This window comes from Olsenella sp. SW781 (genome assembly GCF_012027725.1).
In the GTDB taxonomy this organism is placed as follows: domain Bacteria; phylum Actinomycetota; class Coriobacteriia; order Coriobacteriales; family Atopobiaceae; genus Thermophilibacter.
This window is the reverse complement of record NZ_SJOU01000018.1, coordinates 12,513-30,203: the sequence shown is the minus strand read 5'-3', so window position 1 is coordinate 30,203 and position 17,691 is coordinate 12,513. Positions and strand designations below refer to the sequence as shown.

Here is a 17,691-nt window from a genome sequence, read left to right as displayed (position 1 = left end):
AGCGTCACGGCCTGAACGTTTGCCATGGTAGATTCCCTTCTCGCCTAATCGCACCGTCCTTTGACCCCACCATCATGCTGCGAAAAGCGAATGCCGCGCCCTACGCATTCGAGCAGTTAGCATGCATAACGTGCATACTGAGAAGGACACACCAGAACACGGGAGACACCCATGACCATCGAGCAGCTCGAGCACATAGCCTGCGTCGCACGAACGGGATCCATATCCCGCGCCGCCGCCGAGCTCCATATGTCCCAGCCTGCGCTCCAGCCCCGCTCTGGCGCGTCACGCAGCTCGTGGTAGAGACAACGCCCGGCACCATCGTCGCTTCGGAATCCCTTGATGAGCAGCATCTGCGCCGCGGACTTATGGAGGACACGCTCGATGCCACCATCACGCTCAACCCGCTCGTGCTCCCCAGCTTTATCTCGCAGCCCATCATGACCGAGAGCCTCTCGGCGCTCCTGCCGCGCACGCACCCCCTTGCAACGAAGCGGGCGCTGCGGTTCAGGGACATAGACGGTGAGGCGTTCCTTGTATACGCCAACATCGGCTTCTGGCGCGACGTCGTCGAGCGCGAGCTACCACGGCTCTCTCGCTGAGCCCCTCCCCGCGCGCACTCGTTGCGCCTCTCGCTAGAGCCCGAAGAGCCCCGCCGCCGCGGCCATCTTGTCGGCAACCTTCACGCCAAAGGGACAGCGGCCCTCGCACGCGTGGCAGGCGATGCAATCCCCCGCATGGGCATCGAGCGCGCGATAGTGGTCGCGCACAGAATCGGGTACCTCGTTGTGCAGGGCGGCGAGGTCGTAGAACTTGTTGACCGTGGGGATGTCGATGCCCTTGGGGCACGGCGCGCAGTGGCCGCAGTAGGTGCACTGACCCAGGTAGGCGTGGCGCGGCGCCCCGGCGAGCACGCTCGCATAGTCGCGCTCCTCGGCAGAGGCGGTCTCGTAGGCAACGGCCTCGACCACGTGCGCGGGCGTGGAGAAGCCCACCATGATGCTCGCTACCGCCGGGCGCGTGAGCGCGTAGTGGATGCACTGCACGGGCGTGAGCGCCACGCCGAAGGGCGAGGTCGCCGCGTCGAGCAGACGGCCGCCGGCGTACCCCTTCATGACGGTGATGCCCGTGCCCGTCTCCTCGGCGCGCGCGTAGAGCTCGGCGCGGTCGGCGTTGATGCCGCCCTCCCCCACGCCCGTGTAGTCGCCAAAGAGGTCGTCGAGGTTCTCGGTCGCGGGCATCATGTCAAAGGCCGGGTTCACCGAGAAGAGCATCGTCTCGATCTCGGGGTTCTCGGCAACGCGTCGCGCGACCTCGGTGTTGTGCGTGGAGAGACCGATGTGGCGGATGGTGCCCGCCGCGCGCAGCTCGCGCACGTAGCGCATGAAGGGGCTGTCGCCCAGAACGATCCGCTCGTACTCCTCAACCTTGTCCACGTAGTGGATCATGCCCAGGTCGACGTAGTCGGTGTGAAAGCGGGCGAGAAGGTCCTCGAAGGCCGGCCTCACCAGGTCGAGGTCGCGCGTGCGCGTGTACTGCCCGTCAACCGTGACCGACCCCAGGTGCCCCTGGATGACCCAGCGCTCGCGGCTGTCGAGCTCCCGGAGCGCGTCACCCAGGTTGGAGCGGCGCGTGGCGTCGTTCATCCAGCAGTCGAGGATGTTGATGCCCGCCTCCTCCGCGGCGCGCACCACCGCAAGCGTCTCCTCGGGCGAGCGGTCCATCCACTCGCCGCCAAAGCCGATTTCGCTCACCTCGAGCCCCGTGTTGCCCAGCTTGCGGTAGTTCATGGCTCCTCCTCGCATGTCGCCCCCTCATCACATGCAGGATGATAACCGCACATCACGGGTCAGGTTGACGCCGCAACATACGACGGGCGCCAATTCCTAAGCAGCCATCTACCTGTGGAAACGTAAAGACTCGCAGGTAGATGCCTAGTTTTAAGTGCTTAGACAATTAGGGTTGTTGCAAGGCGACAGGACGAGAAGGACCGTCCTACCGGCACTCGGTCAGGATCTGGAAGACCTCGTCGCGGCTCAGCTGCTTGGCGCAGCCGGGCATGAGGAGGCACGTGTCAGCCACGGCGCGCAGCGTCTCGTCGGAGACATCGCCGCCGAGCTCGGAAAACGTGGTCGGCAGCCCCATCTCCGCTGTGAACGCGGCGAGCGCGTCGATGCCCGCCATGGCCGCGGCAAGGTCGTCCTTCTCGGCCACGTTCCAGACTTCGCGCGCCCAGCGGGCAAACTGCGCGGGCGCCTCGGGCGCCAGGTGGCGGTAGAGCGCCGGGTGGATCACCGCGAGGCCCATACCGTGGTTGGTGTGGGTGTAGGCACCGTACTGGTGCTGGATCATGTGCGCCTGGAAGTCCGTGACCTTGCCCACCTTGAGCACGCCGTTCTCGGCCATCGCGGAGTCGTAGACGAGCTCCGAGCGCGCCGCGAGGTCCCGGTCGTCCGCGTCCACGGCACGCATGTTGCGGATGACGTTCCGTTGGATGGCAAGGTTGATGTCGTCGGTGACGTTGGCCTCGCGCGGGGCGCCGAAGTAGCTCTCCATGCAGTGCGAGAGCGTGTCGTAGGCTCCGCTCATGAACTGCATGTGCGGCACGGTGAGCGTGAGCGCCGGGTCGAGGGCTGCCCAACGGGGCAGCGCACCCGCGAAGGGACCCTTCACGTGCGTCTCCTCGTTGGTGATGACGGCGCCGTCGTTCTGCTCGGCGCCGGTGCCGGAAAGCGTCACGATGCAGGCCATGGGGATGAACTCGGTGGGCATACGGCCGTCTGCGTGCTCGTACTTCTCGATGTCCTCATCGAGGCACGCCTGGGCGGAGACCACCTTGCAGCAGTCAAAGACCGAGCCGCCGCCCACCGCCAGGATGAAGTCAACCTGCTCGGCGCGGGCGAGCGCGGCGCCCTCCTGGCACTTCTCGTAGGTGGGATTGGACATGATGCCGCCAAAGTCCACGATGCGCTTGCCGGCCGCACGAAGCTTCTCGACCACGTGGTCGTACACGCCGGTCCGCTTGACCGAGCCGCCGCCGTAGGCGAGAAGGACGGTCTTTCCCATAACGTCGAGCTCGACGTCAAGCGCCCAATCCACGGCGCCCTCGCCGAAGTAGTTCCTCACAGGATAGTCGTAGGCGAACGATTGCATGGGCGTCTCCCCTTTCTTCACCTTGCGTCTTGCGTTCTGCCTCGCGTCCCGCCCCTAGTACAGCGGCGCGCCGCCAAGCTGTTGCTTGCGCACAAGCTCGCCGAGCATCCACTTCACCGTGCTCACGTCAAAGTGGTCAAAGATCGGCGGGAAGTCAGGGTCCTCCACCGTGGCGAATGCCGCCATGTCCTCGGCGTCCAGCACGAAGTCGAACACGTCAATGTTCTCTGCCATGCGCTCGGGTCGCACGGTCTTGGGAATCACGATGACGTCGGACTGGATGAGCGCGCGCAGAATAACCTGGCCCACGGTCTTGCCGTGCTTCTCGGCCAGGGCGAGAAGCGTCGGGTTCTTGAAGATCCCGCCTTTGGCCTCCGCGAAGGGCGCCCATGCCTCATGCGCCACGCCGAGCGAGACCATGTTCTTGTGTGCGGCGCGCTGTTGGCGGAAGGGGTGCGTCTCGACCTGGTTCACCGCAGGCGGCACCTCGGCGAGCAACGCCAGGTCGACGAGACGCTCTGGATAGCAGTTGGAGACGCCGATGGCCCGTAGCTTGCCGGCGTAGTAGGCCTCCTCCATCGCACGGTAGGCGCCCGTGTAGTCGCCCATCATCTGGTGGAGCAACATGAGGTCGATGTGGTCGGTGCCGAGCGCGGCGAGCGACGCGTCGATCGAGGCGACGGCGCGCTCGTAACTCATGTTGGACACCCAAATCTTGGACGTGATGAAAACCTCATCGCGCGGAACCTCGGACTTGGCCACCGCCGCGCCCACGCCCTCCTCGTTGCCATAGGCCTGCGCGGTGTCGATGAGGCGGTAGCCTGCGGCCAGCGCCTCGGCCACGCAACGCTCGGTATCGGCCGGCGGTGTCTGGAACACGCCGAAACCGAGCACGGGCATCTGCACGCCGTTGTTCAGAACCTTGTACTCCATGGGAGATCCTCCTTCTGCGAGACGGCGCAACTGGGCCCCGCTAGCGTCGCCGAAATGATCTTTACGCCTGCTTGCTGTAGTCGTTGTGCACGAGCACAAAGGCGGGCGGCTCTTCGGGCACGGTGTAGTAGGCGTGCTGGGGCAGGGCGTTCACGCGCGCCATCTCCTCCGCAGTGAGCTCGAAGTCGAAGACGTCGAGGTTCTCGCGCATGTGCTCGGGGTTGCGCGAGGTCGGGAAGACCACGTTGCCCTCCTGGAGATGCCAGCGCAGCACCACCTGTGCCGGCGTCTTGCCGTACTTCTCGGCCAACTCCCGGAAGACGGGCTCGGCGAGCAGCGCCTTGTCACCGTGGCCGAGCGGGTACCATCCCTCGAAGACCGCGTCTGCAAGTCCGCGCTCGGTGAGCGCCGCCTTGTACGTATGCTGGTTCCAGTAGGGGTTAATCTCCACCTGGATCACAGCCGGCTTGATGCGCGCGACTTCAAGGATCTGCTCGACCTTGCGCACCGGGAAATTGGAGAGGCCGATGGCGCGCACCTTGCCGGAGTCCACGGCTTCCTCCATCGCACGCCAACCCTCCACGTAGTCGCCGTAAGGCTGGTGGAAGAGCATGAGGTCCACGTAGTCCATGCCCAAGCGCTCGAGCGAGGCGTCGATATCCGGGCCGCACTGCGCGTAGGGGTAGCTCTGCGGGAAGAGCTTGGTCGTGACGAAGAGGCTCTCGCGGTCTGCACCGGACGCGCGCACGGCCCGGCCTACCGCCACCTCGTTGAAGTAGGCGTTGGCGGTGTCGATGTGGGTATAGCCGGCCGCGATCGCCTCGGGCAGGCAGCGCGCGACCTCCTCCGAGCTCATAGTGAAGACGCCGTAGCCCAACTGCGGGATCTGACGGCCGTTGGCAAGCGTGAGCGAATGCATGGGGTGCTCCTCTCAATCGTTAACCTGTGCATAGTCTCATGCGATAATCACCTGTTGTAAAATGCCGAATTTGGAAGCTTTCATGCATGAAACGCATGACTTAGAAGAAAGGTGCCCATGGAGCTCGAACAGATGAGACAACTCGACGCCATCGAGCAAACGGGGACCATGACGGCGGCTGCCCGTCAGCTGCACCTCTCGCAGCCGGCGCTCAGCCGGTCCGTCCAGCGCCTTGAGGCCGAGCTCGGCGTGACGCTCTTCTCGCGCGAACACCGCCACGTGGACCTCACGGAGGCGGGACACACCGCCGTGGACTGGGCGCGGCAGATCCTGCGCGACGAGCGCCTCATGCGCGACGCAGTGGACGCCGTCGCACGGCGCGCCCGGTCGCTGCGCGTGGGAACGGTGGCGCCGGCCCCGCTCTGGCGCCTCACCGGCCTCATGGTCGAGGCCTTCCCCCAGGAGACGCTCACCTCCCGCATGACCGAGGGGGACGCGGTCGTTCGCGGCATGCTTGACGGCACGTTCGACCTGGGCATCGTTTGCAGCCGTCCCACCAGCCCCTTGCTGCGCTCGTGCGAGCTCATGCAGGAGCGCATCTCGGTCACGCTGCCGCCCAACCACCCGCTCGCAGCGCGGCGCTCGATGCGTCTGGCCGAGCTCGATGGCGGCACCTTCCTCATCTTCTCGGACATCGGCTTCTGGCGTGGGCTCGTGGAGCGGGCCCTGCCGCACGCGACCCTCATCGAACAGAGCGACCGCACGGTCTTCTCGCAGCTCGCACGCACGACGCCGCACTGCACCTTCACGACCGACGCCCCGTACCTGGAGAACGACCCCATCCCCGGGCGCGCCGTCGTCCCGCTCGAGGACGCTGAGGCGCGTGCGACGTTCTATGCGGTCGTGCGCACCGATGCGACCGACCTCGCGCTGCGGCTCTTCGAATGGATTGCCGCTCAGCGGCGCGTGGGCTGAGAGGGTCGCTGCGCCGTGAGCCACGGCCTACAACGAGCGCGAATATCTAAGCGCCAGAAACAGGTTATCTACCTGCTATTTCTTAAGTTTCTGCAGGTAGAGTGCCGCTTAAGAAAGTCGAGTTGTTGCACATCAGGCCGTGGGCTTCTCGGCGCAGGTGGCCCAGAACGTGGGGATGCCCAGCTCGTGGAGGCGTCCCTCGCCGTTGGTGTCCTCGTAGAGGTCCAGGATCCGGAAGCCGGCCTGGATCTGTCCGCGAATCTGCTCGTCCAAAGTATGCGAGAACTGCATGCCCCACTCCGGGAGGTCCTTCTCGGGAATGAGCGAGGGATCGCGGAGCGGGTTGAACGGCAGGCCGCGCACGACGCGCTCCTCCCCGTCGTCCATGACGTAGTTGAAGCCGTTGTCCAGCCCGGCGAGCAGACGCCCTCCCGGTGCCAGCACGCGGAAGCACTCGCGCCAGATGGGGAGCACCTCCTCCACGTAGCAGTTGGAGACCGGGTGGAAGATGAGGTCGAACGCGTCGTCCTCGAAGGGCAGCGGGCGCGTCATGTCCGCGCGCACGGCACGGATCTCGTAGCCCTCGCGCTCGGCGACCATAACCTCGGACGCGATCTGCGCCTCGGAGTAGTCGAGCACGGTGCACGCGCAGCCCATCGCCGCGAAGATCGGCATCTGCTGGCCGCCACCGGAAGCCAGCCCGAGCACGCGCTTGCCGCGCATGTCGTCAAAGAACCAGTCGCGCGGGACCTCGCGCGTGGGCGTGAGCACCATCGACCAGTCACCGCCCAGCGCCGCCTCGTAGCGCTCGTGCGAAATGGGCTTTCCCCACTCCCAGCCATCAGCCACCCACGCGTCCACGACGCGCGCGTTCACGTCCGTATACGACTCAGCCCCGCACTCCGTTGAACCCATTTCTTCTCCAATCGCGCGGACCGAGACGCGGGCTCCGCCGCACTTCTCGGCAGGCGACTTCTGAGCGAAGCGAAGTGAGCCTGCGAGAAGCACGGCGGAGCTCCCGGCGCGCGAGGACCTACGCGAAGTCCTCGATCTGGGCCTTGAGCTGCTCGATCGTGGCGGTGAGCTCGGCGGCCTGGGCGCGCTTCTTCTCGATGACGGCCGGCGCTGCCTTGGCGACGAAGCCCTCGTTGGCAAGCGTGCGCTCCACGCCCGCAAGGTCCTTCTCGGCCTTGGCGAGCTCCTTCTTGAGACGCGCAGACTCGGCGGCGAGATCCACAAGGTCACCGACGCGGACGAAGATCTCGAGCGAGCCGTCCGCCACGGAGACGCAGCCTTCCGGCTTCTGAGCGTCAGCGGCGGCGACAAACGCGCCCACGTGGCCCACGGAGCGCACGAAGCCCTCCTGGCCGACGAGAACCGCCGCGTCCTCGGCGCCGCAGCGCACGCAGACGTCGAGCTCGGCACGCGGCGAGAGGCGGTAGCGGGCGCGCGTGGAGCGCACGCAGGAGATGACACGCTTGGCGAGCTCAAAGTCCTTCTCGGCCTTCTCGTTCACGAACTCGGCGAAGCGCTCGGGCCCCGGCCAGGCAGCCACCATGAGGAACTCGGCGGAGTGATCGTCAAGCCCGCTCGCGGGCAGGGCGTCCCACACGCTCTCGGTCACGAACGGCATGACCGGGTGCAGCAGCCTCATGCACGTGTCGAGCACGAAGACGAGGTTGCGCTGGACCTGCAGGCGCTCGGCGGGCGCGCCGTCGAGCAGGCGGCTCTTGCAGAGCTCGATGTACCAGTCGCAGACGTCGCCCCAGAAGAAGCTCTGAATCTCGCGGGCGTAGTCGCCGAAGGCGTAGGTCTCCAGCTGCTCGGTGGCGTGCGCGACGGCGCGCGCCAGGCGCGACAGCATCCACGCGTCCTCCGGCGTCACGGCGGCGGGCGCGCCCGGCTCGTAGCCCACGAGGTTCATCTGGACGAAGCGGCTCGCGTTCCAGATCTTGGTCACAAAGCCGCGAGCCTGCTCGGTGCGCGGGCTGTCGATGAGCTTGTGCGTCTTCTTGTCGATGTTGGCGTCGAACTTGACGTCCTGGTTGTTGGTGATGAGCGTGAGAAGGTTGTAGCGCATGGCGTCCGCGCCGTACTTCTCCATAAGTTCCATCGGGTCGACGCCGTTGCCCTTGGACTTGGACATGCGGCTGCCGTCCTTGGCCAGGATCGTGGCATAGATGTAGACGTCGTGGAAAGGCACCTCGCCGGTGAAGTAGAGCGAGCTCATGATCATGCGCGCCACCCAGAGGGCGATGATGTCGCGCGCGGTCACGAGGACCTTGGTGGGATGGTGATCGGCGAGCTCGGAGGTGTCATCCGGCCAGCCCTGCGTGGCGAAGGTCCACAGCTGGCTCGAGAACCACGTGTCGAGCACGTCCTCGTCCTGGCGCACGTGGCGACCGCCGCACTTGGGGCAGACGTCCGTGTCCTCCATGAGGGCGTCCTCCCAGCCGCAGTCCTCGCAGTAGAAGACCGGGATGCGGTGGCCCCACCAGAGCTGGCGCGAGATGCACCAGTCCTTGAGGTTGTCCATCCAGGTGAGATAGGTCTGGGTCCAGCGCTCGGGGTGGAACTTGACCTCGCCGTCGCGCACGACCTGCGTGGCGCGCTCCTTGAGCTTGTCCACAGCAACGAACCACTGCTCGGAGAGCCAGGGCTCGAGCGCGGTGTTGCAGCGGTAGCAGTGCATGACGGAGTGGTCAAGCTCCTCGACCTTCTCGAGCAGGCCATGCTCCTCGAACCACGCGACCACGGCCTCGCGGCACTGGTCGCGGTTCATGCCGGAGAACTCGCCGTAGCCGTCCACGACGACGGCATGCTCGTCGAAGATGTTGATCTGCTCGAGGTCGTGGGCCTGGCCCATCGCGTAGTCGTTGGGGTCGTGCGCGGGCGTGACCTTGACGAAGCCCGTGCCAAAGCCGGCGTCCACGTGCCAGTCGGAGAAGATCGGGATCTCGCGGTCCACGATGGGCAGGCGCACCATCTTGCCCACGAGCTTGGCCTTCTCGGGATCCTGCGGGGAGACGGCCACGCCCGTGTCGCCGAGCATGGTCTCGGGGCGCGTGGTGGCAACCGTGATGTGGTCGATGCCGTCGACGGGCTCGACGAGCGGGTACTGGAGGTACCACAGGTGGCCCTTCTCGTCCTGGTACTCGGCCTCGTCGTCGGAGATGGCGGTGCAGCAGCTCGGGCACCAGTTGACGATGCGCTTGCCGCGGTAGATGAGGCCGTCGTGGTACCAGTCGCAGAAGACCTTGCGCACGGCGCGGCTGAACTCGGGGCTCATCGTGAACTTCTCGTCGGAGAAGTCGATCGAGCAGCCCATGCGCTTGATCTGCGAGACGATCGTGCCGCCGTACTCGCGCGTCCAGTCCCAGCAGGCGTCGAGGAACTTCTCGCGCCCGATCTCCAGGCGGCTCACGCCCTCGCTCTTGAGCTTCTTGTCCACCTTGGTCTGCGTGGCGATGCCCGCGTGGTCGGTGCCCAGGATCCAGCGCGTGGAGCGCCCGCGCATGCGGCTGTAGCGCACGTAGGTGTCCTGGATGGAGTCGTCCATCGCGTGGCCCATGTGCAGGATGCCCGTCACGTTGGGCGGCGGGATGACGACGGTGCAGTCCCCCACTCCCTTGGAGCGCTGGTAGCAGCCGGCGCTCATCCAGCGCTCGATGAGCTCGGGCTCGGCGGTCTGGGGGTCGTAGTTCTTGGGCATCTCTTCCACGGGGCATTCCTCTCCCGGTCGCGTTCATGTCAAACGTACAGGATAGCACGCGGGCGTTCGGGAGGGCGGTGGCGGCCGCCCTGCGCTGCGGCGACTCCCACCGACCCGGCGCCGGCGGCGAGCTGCGCCCCATCCCGGAGCGCCCCCCCTGGCGCCCGCGTCCCGCCCGGAGCTCCCGCCCCGAGTTTGCACGAGCAAACGCGGGAGGTATCATCGCAGGGAGGAGGGCGCGCATGTGGATTGACGCACACTGCCATCTGGGATGGTTTTCCGACCCCGCCGCCGTGGCGCGCGCGGCCGCCGAGAAGGACCTTGGCCTTCTTGCCGTCACGGTGACGCCTGACGAGTTCCGCGCCTGCCACGCCACGTTGGGAAGCGAGAAGAACGTGGCGCTTGCGGCCGGGCTCCATCCCTGGTGGGTGCGCGACGCCTCGGACGCCGATGCGCTCTGCGAGCTGCTTCCGGGAATCCGCTGGGTCGGCGAGGTGGGGCTCGACGCCGCACCGCGCCATGCGGCGACGTGGGAAGCGCAACTCGGGGCCTTCGAGCGCGTCTGCCGCGTCTGCGCCGATACGAGCCCGCTCGACGCCCCCAAGGTCCTCTCGGTGCACGCGGTTCGCTCGGCCGGTGCGGCGCTGGACGTTCTCGAGCGAACGGGCGCTGCCGAGAGCTGTCGCTGCGTGCTGCACTGGTTCTCCGGCTCGTCGGACGAGCTCTGGCGCGCGGTCCGGCTGGGCTGCCTCTTCTCGTTCGGCGAGCGCGCGCTCGCGACGCGACGCGGGCGTGAGTACGCGCGGGTCCTGCCCATAGAGCGCCTGCTGACGGAGACGGACCTCCCTCCCTCCGAGGGCTCGGCCGAGGGCGCCTCTGACATCGTGGGCTCGCTCGGGCCCTCCGTGGCCGCCATCGCCTTGGCGCGCGGCATGGAAGCGAGCGAGCTGCGCGTTCTTCTCGCCGCCAACGGCGCCGCCCTGGGCGTGCCACCGGCGTCAGGCTTATTTGGCGCGCCTCGTGCGCGTGCCAAATAAGCCTGACGCCGGTGGCACGCCCATGGTAGAGTTGACGGAGCGAATTTGCCGACCTGACGGGAAGGCCCATGAGACCACTCCGCAAGACGACGCGCGTGAGGAACCCGCACGTCAAGAACCCCATTTCCTCGACCATGCTTGCGAGCACGTCGGGGGACCTCGACCTGCCGCTGACCGACGTCGTCATCGTCTTCGCGTGCAGCGAGAACTTCGTCCCCTACCTCTCCGTCGCGACGCAGTCGATCATCGAGAACGCGAGTCCGGAGCGCCGCTACGACATCGTGGTGCTCACGAGAAACATCTCCCCGGCGAGCATGATCACGCTCACGCGCCAGGCGACCTCGGATAACGTGGGCATCGGCTTTCTTGACGTCGACGCCGCGCTCGGCGACATCAAGCTCCCCCACCACGGGCACTTCAGGCCCGAGACCTACTTCCGCCTGCTCGCCCCGCAGCTTCTCCCCAATGTGGACAAGGCAATCTACCTGGATTCCGACCTCATCGTCGACGACGACGTTGCCAAGCTCTTCGACGTCGACGTCACCGGCTACCCGCTCGCCGCGACGCGCGACGCGGACACGATCGGCCAGATCGAGGGCTACGACCCGTCCGTCGGTCCCTATCTCAAGAACGAGCTCGGGATGGACGACCCGCACGACTACTTCCAGGCGGGCGTCATCCTCATGAACCTCGCCGAGCTGCGTCGCACCGTCTCCCCCGAGCGCTTCCTCTCCCTCTCGACCGAGCGCATGTGGCGCTGGCTCGACCAGGACGTCCTCAACAAGGTGGTGAACGGCAACTACGTGCGCGTGCACATGCGCTGGAACTACCTCATGGACTGGCAGCACCTGCGCCGCACCCACATCGTCGCCAACGCGCCCGCCGACGTGCGCGCCGAGTACGAGGAGGCCGCGTCGGACCCCTCGATCGTCCACTTCGCGGGACCCGACAACCGCCCCTGGCTCTACCCGGACGCGGACGGGGCCGACCTCTTCTGGCGATACGCGATGCACTCGCCCTATCTTGACGAGATCCGCGGGCAGCTCGAGGAGTCGCGCGCTTCGGCGGCGGGGCTCGCCAAGCGCCTGCAGGTCATCGTGCTCTACAAGGGCATCATGCCGGCGTTCGACAAGACCTGCCCCGCCGGGACCAAGCGGCGCGGCGCCGTCATCAAGACCTACATGCGCCTCGGTGGCGCCAACCTGTAAAAGGGGACGGGTTTTTCCTCTCAGAGCTTTTGGGACAGGCCCGGGGCTGTATCGCCCCGGGCCTGTCCCAAAAGCTCTGAGAGGAAAAACCCGTCCCCTTTTACGCGATGCGGTGCTTGCCGTGAGCGGTGGTCACGATCCTCGGCGACTCTCCCCCGCCGACGGACTCCTTGGTGACGATGACCTTGGTGATGTCGAGGTCGCTCGGCAGGTCGAACATCGTGTCCTGGAGCGTCGCCTCGCAGATGGCGCGCAGGCCGCGGGCGCCCGTGCCGCGGGCGATGGCCTGGCGGGCGATCTCCTCGAGCGCGTCGTCCTCGAAGACCAGCTCCACGCCCTCGAGCTCGAACATGCGGCGATACTGCTTGACGAGGGCGTTTCTCGGCTGCGTGAGGATGCTCACGAGGTCGGACTCGGTGAGCTCGCGCGTGGCGGTGATCACGGGGATGCGCCCGAGGAACTCGGGGATCATGCCGAACTTGTGCAGGTCCTGCGGCATGACCTGCTCCATGAGGTAGTCCTCGTCCTTCTCGGCGTTGCGGCCGACCTCGGCGGCAAAGCCGATGCCCTTCTTGCCAATGCGGTCGGCCACGATCTTGTCCAGGCCAACGAAGGCGCCGCCGCAGATGAAGAGGATGTTCGTGGTGTCGATGCGGATGAGCTCCTGCTGGGGGTGCTTGCGGCCGCCCTGCGGGGGAACGCTCGCCTCGGTGCCCTCGAGGATCTTGAGGAGCGCCTGCTGCACGCCCTCGCCCGAGACGTCGCGCGTGATGGAGAGGTTCTCGGCCTTGCGGGCGATCTTGTCGATCTCGTCCACGTAGACGATGCCCACCTGCGCGCGCTCCACGTCGCCGTCGGCGGCGGTGATGAGCTTGAGCAGGATGTTCTCCACGTCCTCGCCCACGTAGCCGGCCTCGGTGAGGGTGGTGGCGTCGGCGATGGCGAAGGGCACCTCGAGAAAGCGCGCGAGCGTCTGCGCGAGCAGCGTCTTGCCGGTGCCCGTGGGGCCCAGGAGCAAGATGTTGCTCTTGGCGATCTCGACCTCCTCCTCGCCCTCGGCGACCTCGTCGTTTCCGGAGAGGATGCGGCGGTAGTGGTTGTAGACCGCCACGCTCATGGCGCGCTTGGCCTGCTCCTGGCCCATGACGTACTGCGAGAGCTCGTCGTAGATCTCATGCGGCGTGGGGAGGTTCTTGATCGGAGCCTCCTCGGGCACCTCCTCGAGGGCCTCCGCGGCCTCGACGTCGGCCTCGTCGATCATGTCGGTGCACGCGTGCACGCACTCGTCGCAGATGAAGACGCCGCCCGGGCCGGCGATGAGCTTGCTCACCTGGCTGCGGCTCTTGCCGCAGAACGAGCAGTGCATCTCGTTGGAGAAGCCGGGGCCTCCCTGATCAAAGCTAGGCATCGAGCTACTCCTGGGTCTGGTCGGCGCGGGACGAGATGACCTTGTCGACGAGGCCGTAGGCGCACGCCTCGGAGGCACGCATGTAGTTGTCGCGCTCCGTGTCGGCGTTGACCTTCTCGATGGGCTGGCCCGTGGCCTCCGAGAGGATCTCGTTCAGGCGCTGGCGGATCCAGCGGGTCTCGTCGGCGACGATCTGGATGTCGGTCTGCTGACCGGAGACGCCCGAGCTCGGCTGGTGGATGAGGACCATCGAGTTGGGGAGCGCCAGGCGCTTGCCCTTGGCGCCGCAGGCCAGGATGGCGGCGCCCATGGAGGCGGCCATGCCCACGCAGATGGTGGAGACGTCGGGCTTGATGAAGTTCATCGTGTCGATGATGCCAAGGCCGGCGTAGACGTCGCCGCCCGGGGAGTCGATGTAGAGCGCGATGTCCTTGTCGGGGTCCTGGCTCTCGAGATGCAGGAGCTGGGCGATCACGAGGTTCGCCGAGTCGCGCGTGACCTCCTCGCCGAGAAACACGATGCGGTCGTTGAGCAGGCGCGAGTAGATGTCGTAGCTGCGCTCGCCGCGCGGGGTCTGCTCGACCACGTACGGGATGAGCGGGATGTTGGTGGGCTGGTGCATGTGGTCTCCGTTTCTTGTAGAAGGCCCCGGACGAGGCGTGCTCGCCCGGGGCGCTTCGATGCCTGATGAGCGGGACTTACTCGGCGTCGGCGGCCTCGTCGTCCTTCTCGCCCTCCGCGGCGCGCTCGGCAACCTCGTCAACGACGTTCACCTTGGCGTTCTCGACGAGCCAGTCGAGGGCCTTGGTGCGGCGGATGGAGTCGCGGATGGCCGGGAGGCGGCCCTCCTCGCGCCACTGCTTGACGGAGGCGTCGACGTCCTCCACGCCCGCGCGCTCGAACTCGGCGCGGACGTCGTCCTCGGTGGCCTCGAGGCCGAGCTTGGCGGCCACGGCGTCGAGGGCGAGCGACTGGCGGGCGCGCTCCTCGGCCTGGACGCGCAGGTCGGCGATGAAGTCGTCGGACTTCAGGCCGCGGGCGCGCAGGAACATGTCGAGGGAGACGTTCTGGCGCTGGAGCTGGGCGAGGAACTCGGAGGCGAGCTCGTTGAAGATCTCGTTCTGATAGGCCTCGGGCACGGTCTCGAGCTTGAGCACCTTGCCCATGGCCTCGACGACGCGGTCCTCCTTGAGGTTGGGGATCGTGGTCTTCTTGTCGCCCTCGATCTCCTCCTTGACGGCGGCGCGGAACGCGGCGACGTCATCGAAGCCGAACTTCTTGGCGACCTCGTCGTCGAGCTCGGGGGTGACGGCCTTCTTGATGCCGTTGAGGGTCACCTTGACGGAGAAGGTGTGGGAGTGCTCCTCGCCCTCGTGGACGTGGGTGTGCGTCCACTCGATGGCCTTCTCCTCGCCCTTCTTCATCCCGACGATGCCCTCCTGGAGCTGCTCGGGAACCTGCTGGCCGTCAAGCGCGAGCAGGCGGTTCTTGCCCGCGAGGTGCCCCGCGCCATCGACGTTCTCGATGTCAACGGAGACGACGTCGCCGGGCTCGGCGGCGCGGTCCTCCTCGACGTCCTCGTAGGTCACCTGATAGGTGAGGAGCTGGTTGATCTGCCAGTCGATCTCGGCCTCGGTGGCCTCCTCGGGCGGGAGGTTGATCTCGGGGGCGTCATAGCTCTCGAGCTCGCAGGTCGGGCGCACGCCGATGGTGGCGGTGATGACGTAGTCGGAGCCCTGGGAGGCGAGCTGGGGGTCAGCGCCCTCCTCGCCGAAGCTCACACGGCCGACGGGGGTGACGTCGAGCTCCTCGAGCATCATGGGCTCAACGACGTTCAGCAGGTCGTTGGTGGCCTGGGCGAGCACGGACTCGCGGCCGATGATGCCGTCGATCACCGGGCGCGGCGCGTGGCCGCGGCGGAAGCCCTGGAAGTTGTACTTCTTGGCGATGTCCTTGTAGGTCTTGGCGATGGCCTTGTCGACATCGGCAGCCGGGACGGTGACCGTGGCGGCCATCTTGTCGTCGATCGGCTTCTCAGCGGTGACGGTGATCTTCAACGTTCCTCCAGTGTCTCGTGCGGGCGGGCTTGCCCCGCCGTGCGTGCCGTTTGTGCTGGTGCGGGCGAAAGGACTCGAACCTTCACGGGGTCTCCCCCACTGGAACCTAAATCCAGCGTGTCTACCAGTTCCACCACGCCCGCAGGTTGCACAGCCTTATGAATATACCAAACTTCTAGAGGATACCCCGTCAGCGCTGGATAATTCACGCGTCTCCACGTTCTTCTCGCCGCGCGCCCGGTCCGGCGCATCAAATCTCTCCGCGGCGTTCTGGCACTTTCAAGGCCGCAGGAGACCCCGAAAGTGCCAGAACGCCGCGGAGAGATTTGATGTTGGCCCGCTCGACGCGAAGAGAGGAGCGGGCGAGAAGTGCGGGCGGGCCGAGAAGGACGGCCCGCCCGCGACCGGATGCGCTACGCCGCGCCGACGGGGATCACCACGTCGCCCACCGTCACGCTCACGATGTCGTCCGCGGCCACGATGCGGTCGTAGGTGGCGCTCTTCGCGACGGCGCTCGTGCCGTCGTCGCGCTTCTCGGCGGTGGAGCTGGCGCCCGTGGCGTCGAACGTGCTGCCGTCCGCGAAGGTCACCATGATGGGAAGCCCGATGACCGCGTCCTGCTCCGCCTCCGCGGCGTCGCTCAGCTGCCCCGAGGGGCCGAGGTCGCCCATCTGCCGGTCGATCGTGTAGTCCACGGTGACGCCGACGGCGGAGACCGTCACGGCGTCGACCGTGACGTCGGATCCCTGCCAGGTGGTCGTCTGCCCCGCGGGCAGGTCGACGGTGGTGTCCACGTAGTTCATCTCGAACTTGAGGTCCCACTCGCCGGACGCGATGGTGCCCTTGTCGCCCTCCTCGGTGAAGGCGCGGATGCCGCGCATCGAGAAGCGCGCCGTGCGCCCGATGATCCCGGAGCCGTCCCACGTGTTGACGGACATCGTCTCGACGTACTGGATGACGTTGTCCGAGGGGTCGGCATCGTAGAAGTAGGCACCTCCGCCGCCCGACATGGCTCCGTCCACGTAGGTCGACGCGTCGGCGATGAGGGGGAGCAGGCCGTTCTCGTTGGGCGTCAGGCCCTCCAGCACGGAGGGGTCGTCGAGCTCGATGGCGTAGACGACGGTGTAGTTGGCCCGGTCGCCGATCACGGCCTCCGCGGTGACGGTGACGCCATTGGAGGTCGCGCTCGCGCCGATGGGATGCCCCACGTCGTCGAGTAGCTCGGTCTGGGCCGGCGCGCCTCCGAATATGTCGGAGAGCACGTTGGCGGGGTTCGGGATGACGCCCGCCGCCACGGCGACGGTCCCTCCCCCGCCCAGCACGAGCGCCAGGGCGAGCACGGCGGCGACGCGCAGCCAGCGGCCGCGACGATGGGCGCGGGGCGCGGCGGGCATGCTCAGCACCTCCGCCGCGCGCCCGGACCGGGCGTCGCGCTCGCAGGCGACGGCGCGCAGGTCGTCGGCCATGCGAGCCTTGGCCTCATTGGAAAAGCGGAGCTCGTCGAGGGACGAGGTGTAGGAATCAAGCGGGGAACTCATCGTAGTCTCCCTTCAGGGTCTCCCTGAGCTGCGCCCTCGCGCGGCTCAGGCGCTGGTGGACGGCGTTCTCGCTCACGCCCGCCAGCTCGGAAATGGCACGGGCCCCATAGCCCGCGTAGTAGTGCAGGAACACGGCCTCGCGCTGCGGCAGCGGGAGCGCCATGACGGCGTCGAGCACTCGGCCGTCGCGCCGTCGGAGCGCCCTCTCGTCGACCGCGTCGCCGGAGGGCGGCTCGGGCACCTCGTCCAGGTTCACCTCCGGATGGGCACCGCGGTCGCGCAGCAGGTTCTTGCACGCGTTGGACGCCACGCGCACCACCCAGGCGCGCTCGTGGTCGAGATCCCGGAACGGCTCCTCGCGGCACACCAGCTTGATGAGGGTGTCCTGGCAGACGTCCTCGGCATCGGCCGTCGAGCGCAGGTAGGTGTAGCACACCCGCAGCACGAGGTCCGCATAGGCGCGCACGAGCCGCTCTGGGTCGCGGTCTGGCGCGGCGGGCACGTCGGTCACGGCCCACCTCCTTCATTCGGGTCTTCGGATACGGCCGGCGGGGCGCAACCGGTGTTGCCCCGTCACCTATACCACACGCGCCCCGGCAGAACCTGACAGCCTTTCTCGCGAGACCCGCCACGGACGACACCACGGACGACACCCCGTGCCGACAGCCCGGCGACCATCCGCCAGCATGCAGGCCGCCCCCGCCGGCACGTATGAGTGTCGGCATGCCGGGCACCTCAAGCCGGCACTTCT

At 67.1% G+C, this 17,691-nt stretch carries 16 protein-coding genes and 1 tRNA gene; 5 read left to right on the top strand and 12 right to left on the bottom strand.

Features of this window, described 5'->3' with window-relative positions; translation table 11 throughout:
* The first annotated feature begins 171 nt into the window (after positions 1-171).
* Both E0L17_RS11305 and E0L17_RS11300 read left to right on the top strand, forming a co-directional pair.
* Positions 172-303, top strand: a complete 132-nt coding sequence (locus E0L17_RS11305; RefSeq protein WP_167931036.1) for a LysR family transcriptional regulator — start codon at positions 172-174, stop codon at positions 301-303.
* Positions 297-602, top strand: a complete 306-nt coding sequence (locus E0L17_RS11300; protein ID WP_167931035.1) for a LysR family transcriptional regulator substrate-binding protein — start codon at positions 297-299, stop codon at positions 600-602. Before E0L17_RS11305 ends, E0L17_RS11300 begins: the two co-directional genes overlap by 7 nt.
* 33 nt (positions 603-635) lie before the next feature.
* Here E0L17_RS11300 and E0L17_RS09705 read toward each other — a convergent pair whose 3' ends face one another.
* From E0L17_RS09705 to E0L17_RS09690, 4 genes are all read right to left on the bottom strand, one after another.
* Positions 636-1,790, bottom strand: a complete 1,155-nt coding sequence (locus E0L17_RS09705; RefSeq protein ID WP_167931034.1) for an aldo/keto reductase — start codon at positions 1,788-1,790, stop codon at positions 636-638.
* 205 nt (positions 1,791-1,995) lie between these two features.
* Positions 1,996-3,153: an iron-containing alcohol dehydrogenase gene (locus E0L17_RS09700; protein ID WP_167931033.1), complete on the bottom strand. Its 1,158-nt coding sequence runs from the start codon at positions 3,151-3,153 to the stop codon at positions 1,996-1,998.
* Between the two features lie 54 nt (positions 3,154-3,207).
* Positions 3,208-4,086, bottom strand: a complete 879-nt coding sequence (locus tag E0L17_RS09695) for an aldo/keto reductase (protein WP_167931032.1) — start codon at positions 4,084-4,086, stop codon at positions 3,208-3,210.
* A 61-nt stretch (positions 4,087-4,147) separates the two neighbouring features.
* Complete coding sequence (locus E0L17_RS09690) at positions 4,148-5,005, bottom strand: aldo/keto reductase (RefSeq protein ID WP_167931031.1); 858 nt, start codon at positions 5,003-5,005, stop codon at positions 4,148-4,150.
* 117 nt (positions 5,006-5,122) lie between these two features.
* Here E0L17_RS09690 and E0L17_RS09685 point away from each other — a divergent pair, with 117 nt between their 5' ends.
* On the top strand, positions 5,123-5,980 hold the full coding sequence (locus E0L17_RS09685) for a LysR family transcriptional regulator (RefSeq protein ID WP_167931030.1): 858 nt from the start codon (positions 5,123-5,125) through the stop codon (positions 5,978-5,980).
* Positions 5,981-6,112: 132 nt separating this feature from the next.
* Here the strand turns inward: E0L17_RS09685 and E0L17_RS09680 are convergent, their stop codons facing one another.
* A complete protein-coding gene (locus E0L17_RS09680; protein ID WP_167931029.1) occupies positions 6,113-6,895 on the bottom strand; it encodes a class I SAM-dependent methyltransferase in 783 nt (260 codons plus the stop codon).
* A gap of 118 nt (positions 6,896-7,013) precedes the next feature.
* A complete protein-coding gene (locus tag E0L17_RS09675; protein ID WP_167931028.1) occupies positions 7,014-9,701 on the bottom strand; it encodes a valine--tRNA ligase in 2,688 nt (895 codons plus the stop codon).
* A 233-nt stretch (positions 9,702-9,934) separates the two neighbouring features.
* Here E0L17_RS09675 and E0L17_RS09670 point away from each other — a divergent pair, with 233 nt between their 5' ends.
* Complete coding sequence (locus E0L17_RS09670) at positions 9,935-10,729, top strand: TatD family hydrolase (protein ID WP_167931027.1); 795 nt, start codon at positions 9,935-9,937, stop codon at positions 10,727-10,729.
* Positions 10,730-10,797: 68 nt separating this feature from the next.
* Entirely contained in the window at positions 10,798-11,937 is a 1,140-nt protein-coding gene (locus E0L17_RS09665; protein WP_286163423.1) for a glycosyltransferase family 8 protein, read from the top strand.
* Between the two features lie 100 nt (positions 11,938-12,037).
* On the opposite strand, the gene clpX is transcribed toward E0L17_RS09665, so the two are convergent.
* From clpX to E0L17_RS09635, 6 genes are all read right to left on the bottom strand, one after another.
* Positions 12,038-13,345, bottom strand: coding sequence for an ATP-dependent Clp protease ATP-binding subunit ClpX (gene clpX, locus E0L17_RS09660; protein ID WP_167931026.1), 1,308 nt, complete (start codon positions 13,343-13,345; stop codon positions 12,038-12,040).
* Positions 13,346-13,349: 4 nt separating this feature from the next.
* Positions 13,350-13,967: an ATP-dependent Clp protease proteolytic subunit gene (locus tag E0L17_RS09655; RefSeq protein WP_075280307.1), complete on the bottom strand. Its 618-nt coding sequence runs from the start codon at positions 13,965-13,967 to the stop codon at positions 13,350-13,352.
* Between the two features lie 76 nt (positions 13,968-14,043).
* Entirely contained in the window at positions 14,044-15,402 is a 1,359-nt protein-coding gene (gene tig / locus E0L17_RS09650; RefSeq protein ID WP_206109107.1) for a trigger factor, read from the bottom strand.
* 56 nt (positions 15,403-15,458) lie between these two features.
* Positions 15,459-15,545 (bottom strand) — tRNA-Leu (locus E0L17_RS09645).
* Between the two features lie 270 nt (positions 15,546-15,815).
* Positions 15,816-16,940 (bottom strand): DUF4179 domain-containing protein, encoded by a 1,125-nt coding sequence (locus E0L17_RS09640; protein WP_167931025.1) that lies wholly within the window; start codon positions 16,938-16,940, stop codon positions 15,816-15,818.
* Complete coding sequence (locus tag E0L17_RS09635; RefSeq protein ID WP_353652977.1) at positions 16,924-17,451, bottom strand: RNA polymerase sigma factor; 528 nt, start codon at positions 17,449-17,451, stop codon at positions 16,924-16,926. Before E0L17_RS09635 ends, E0L17_RS09640 begins: the two co-directional genes overlap by 17 nt.
* Between the last annotated feature and the right edge of the window lie 240 nt (positions 17,452-17,691).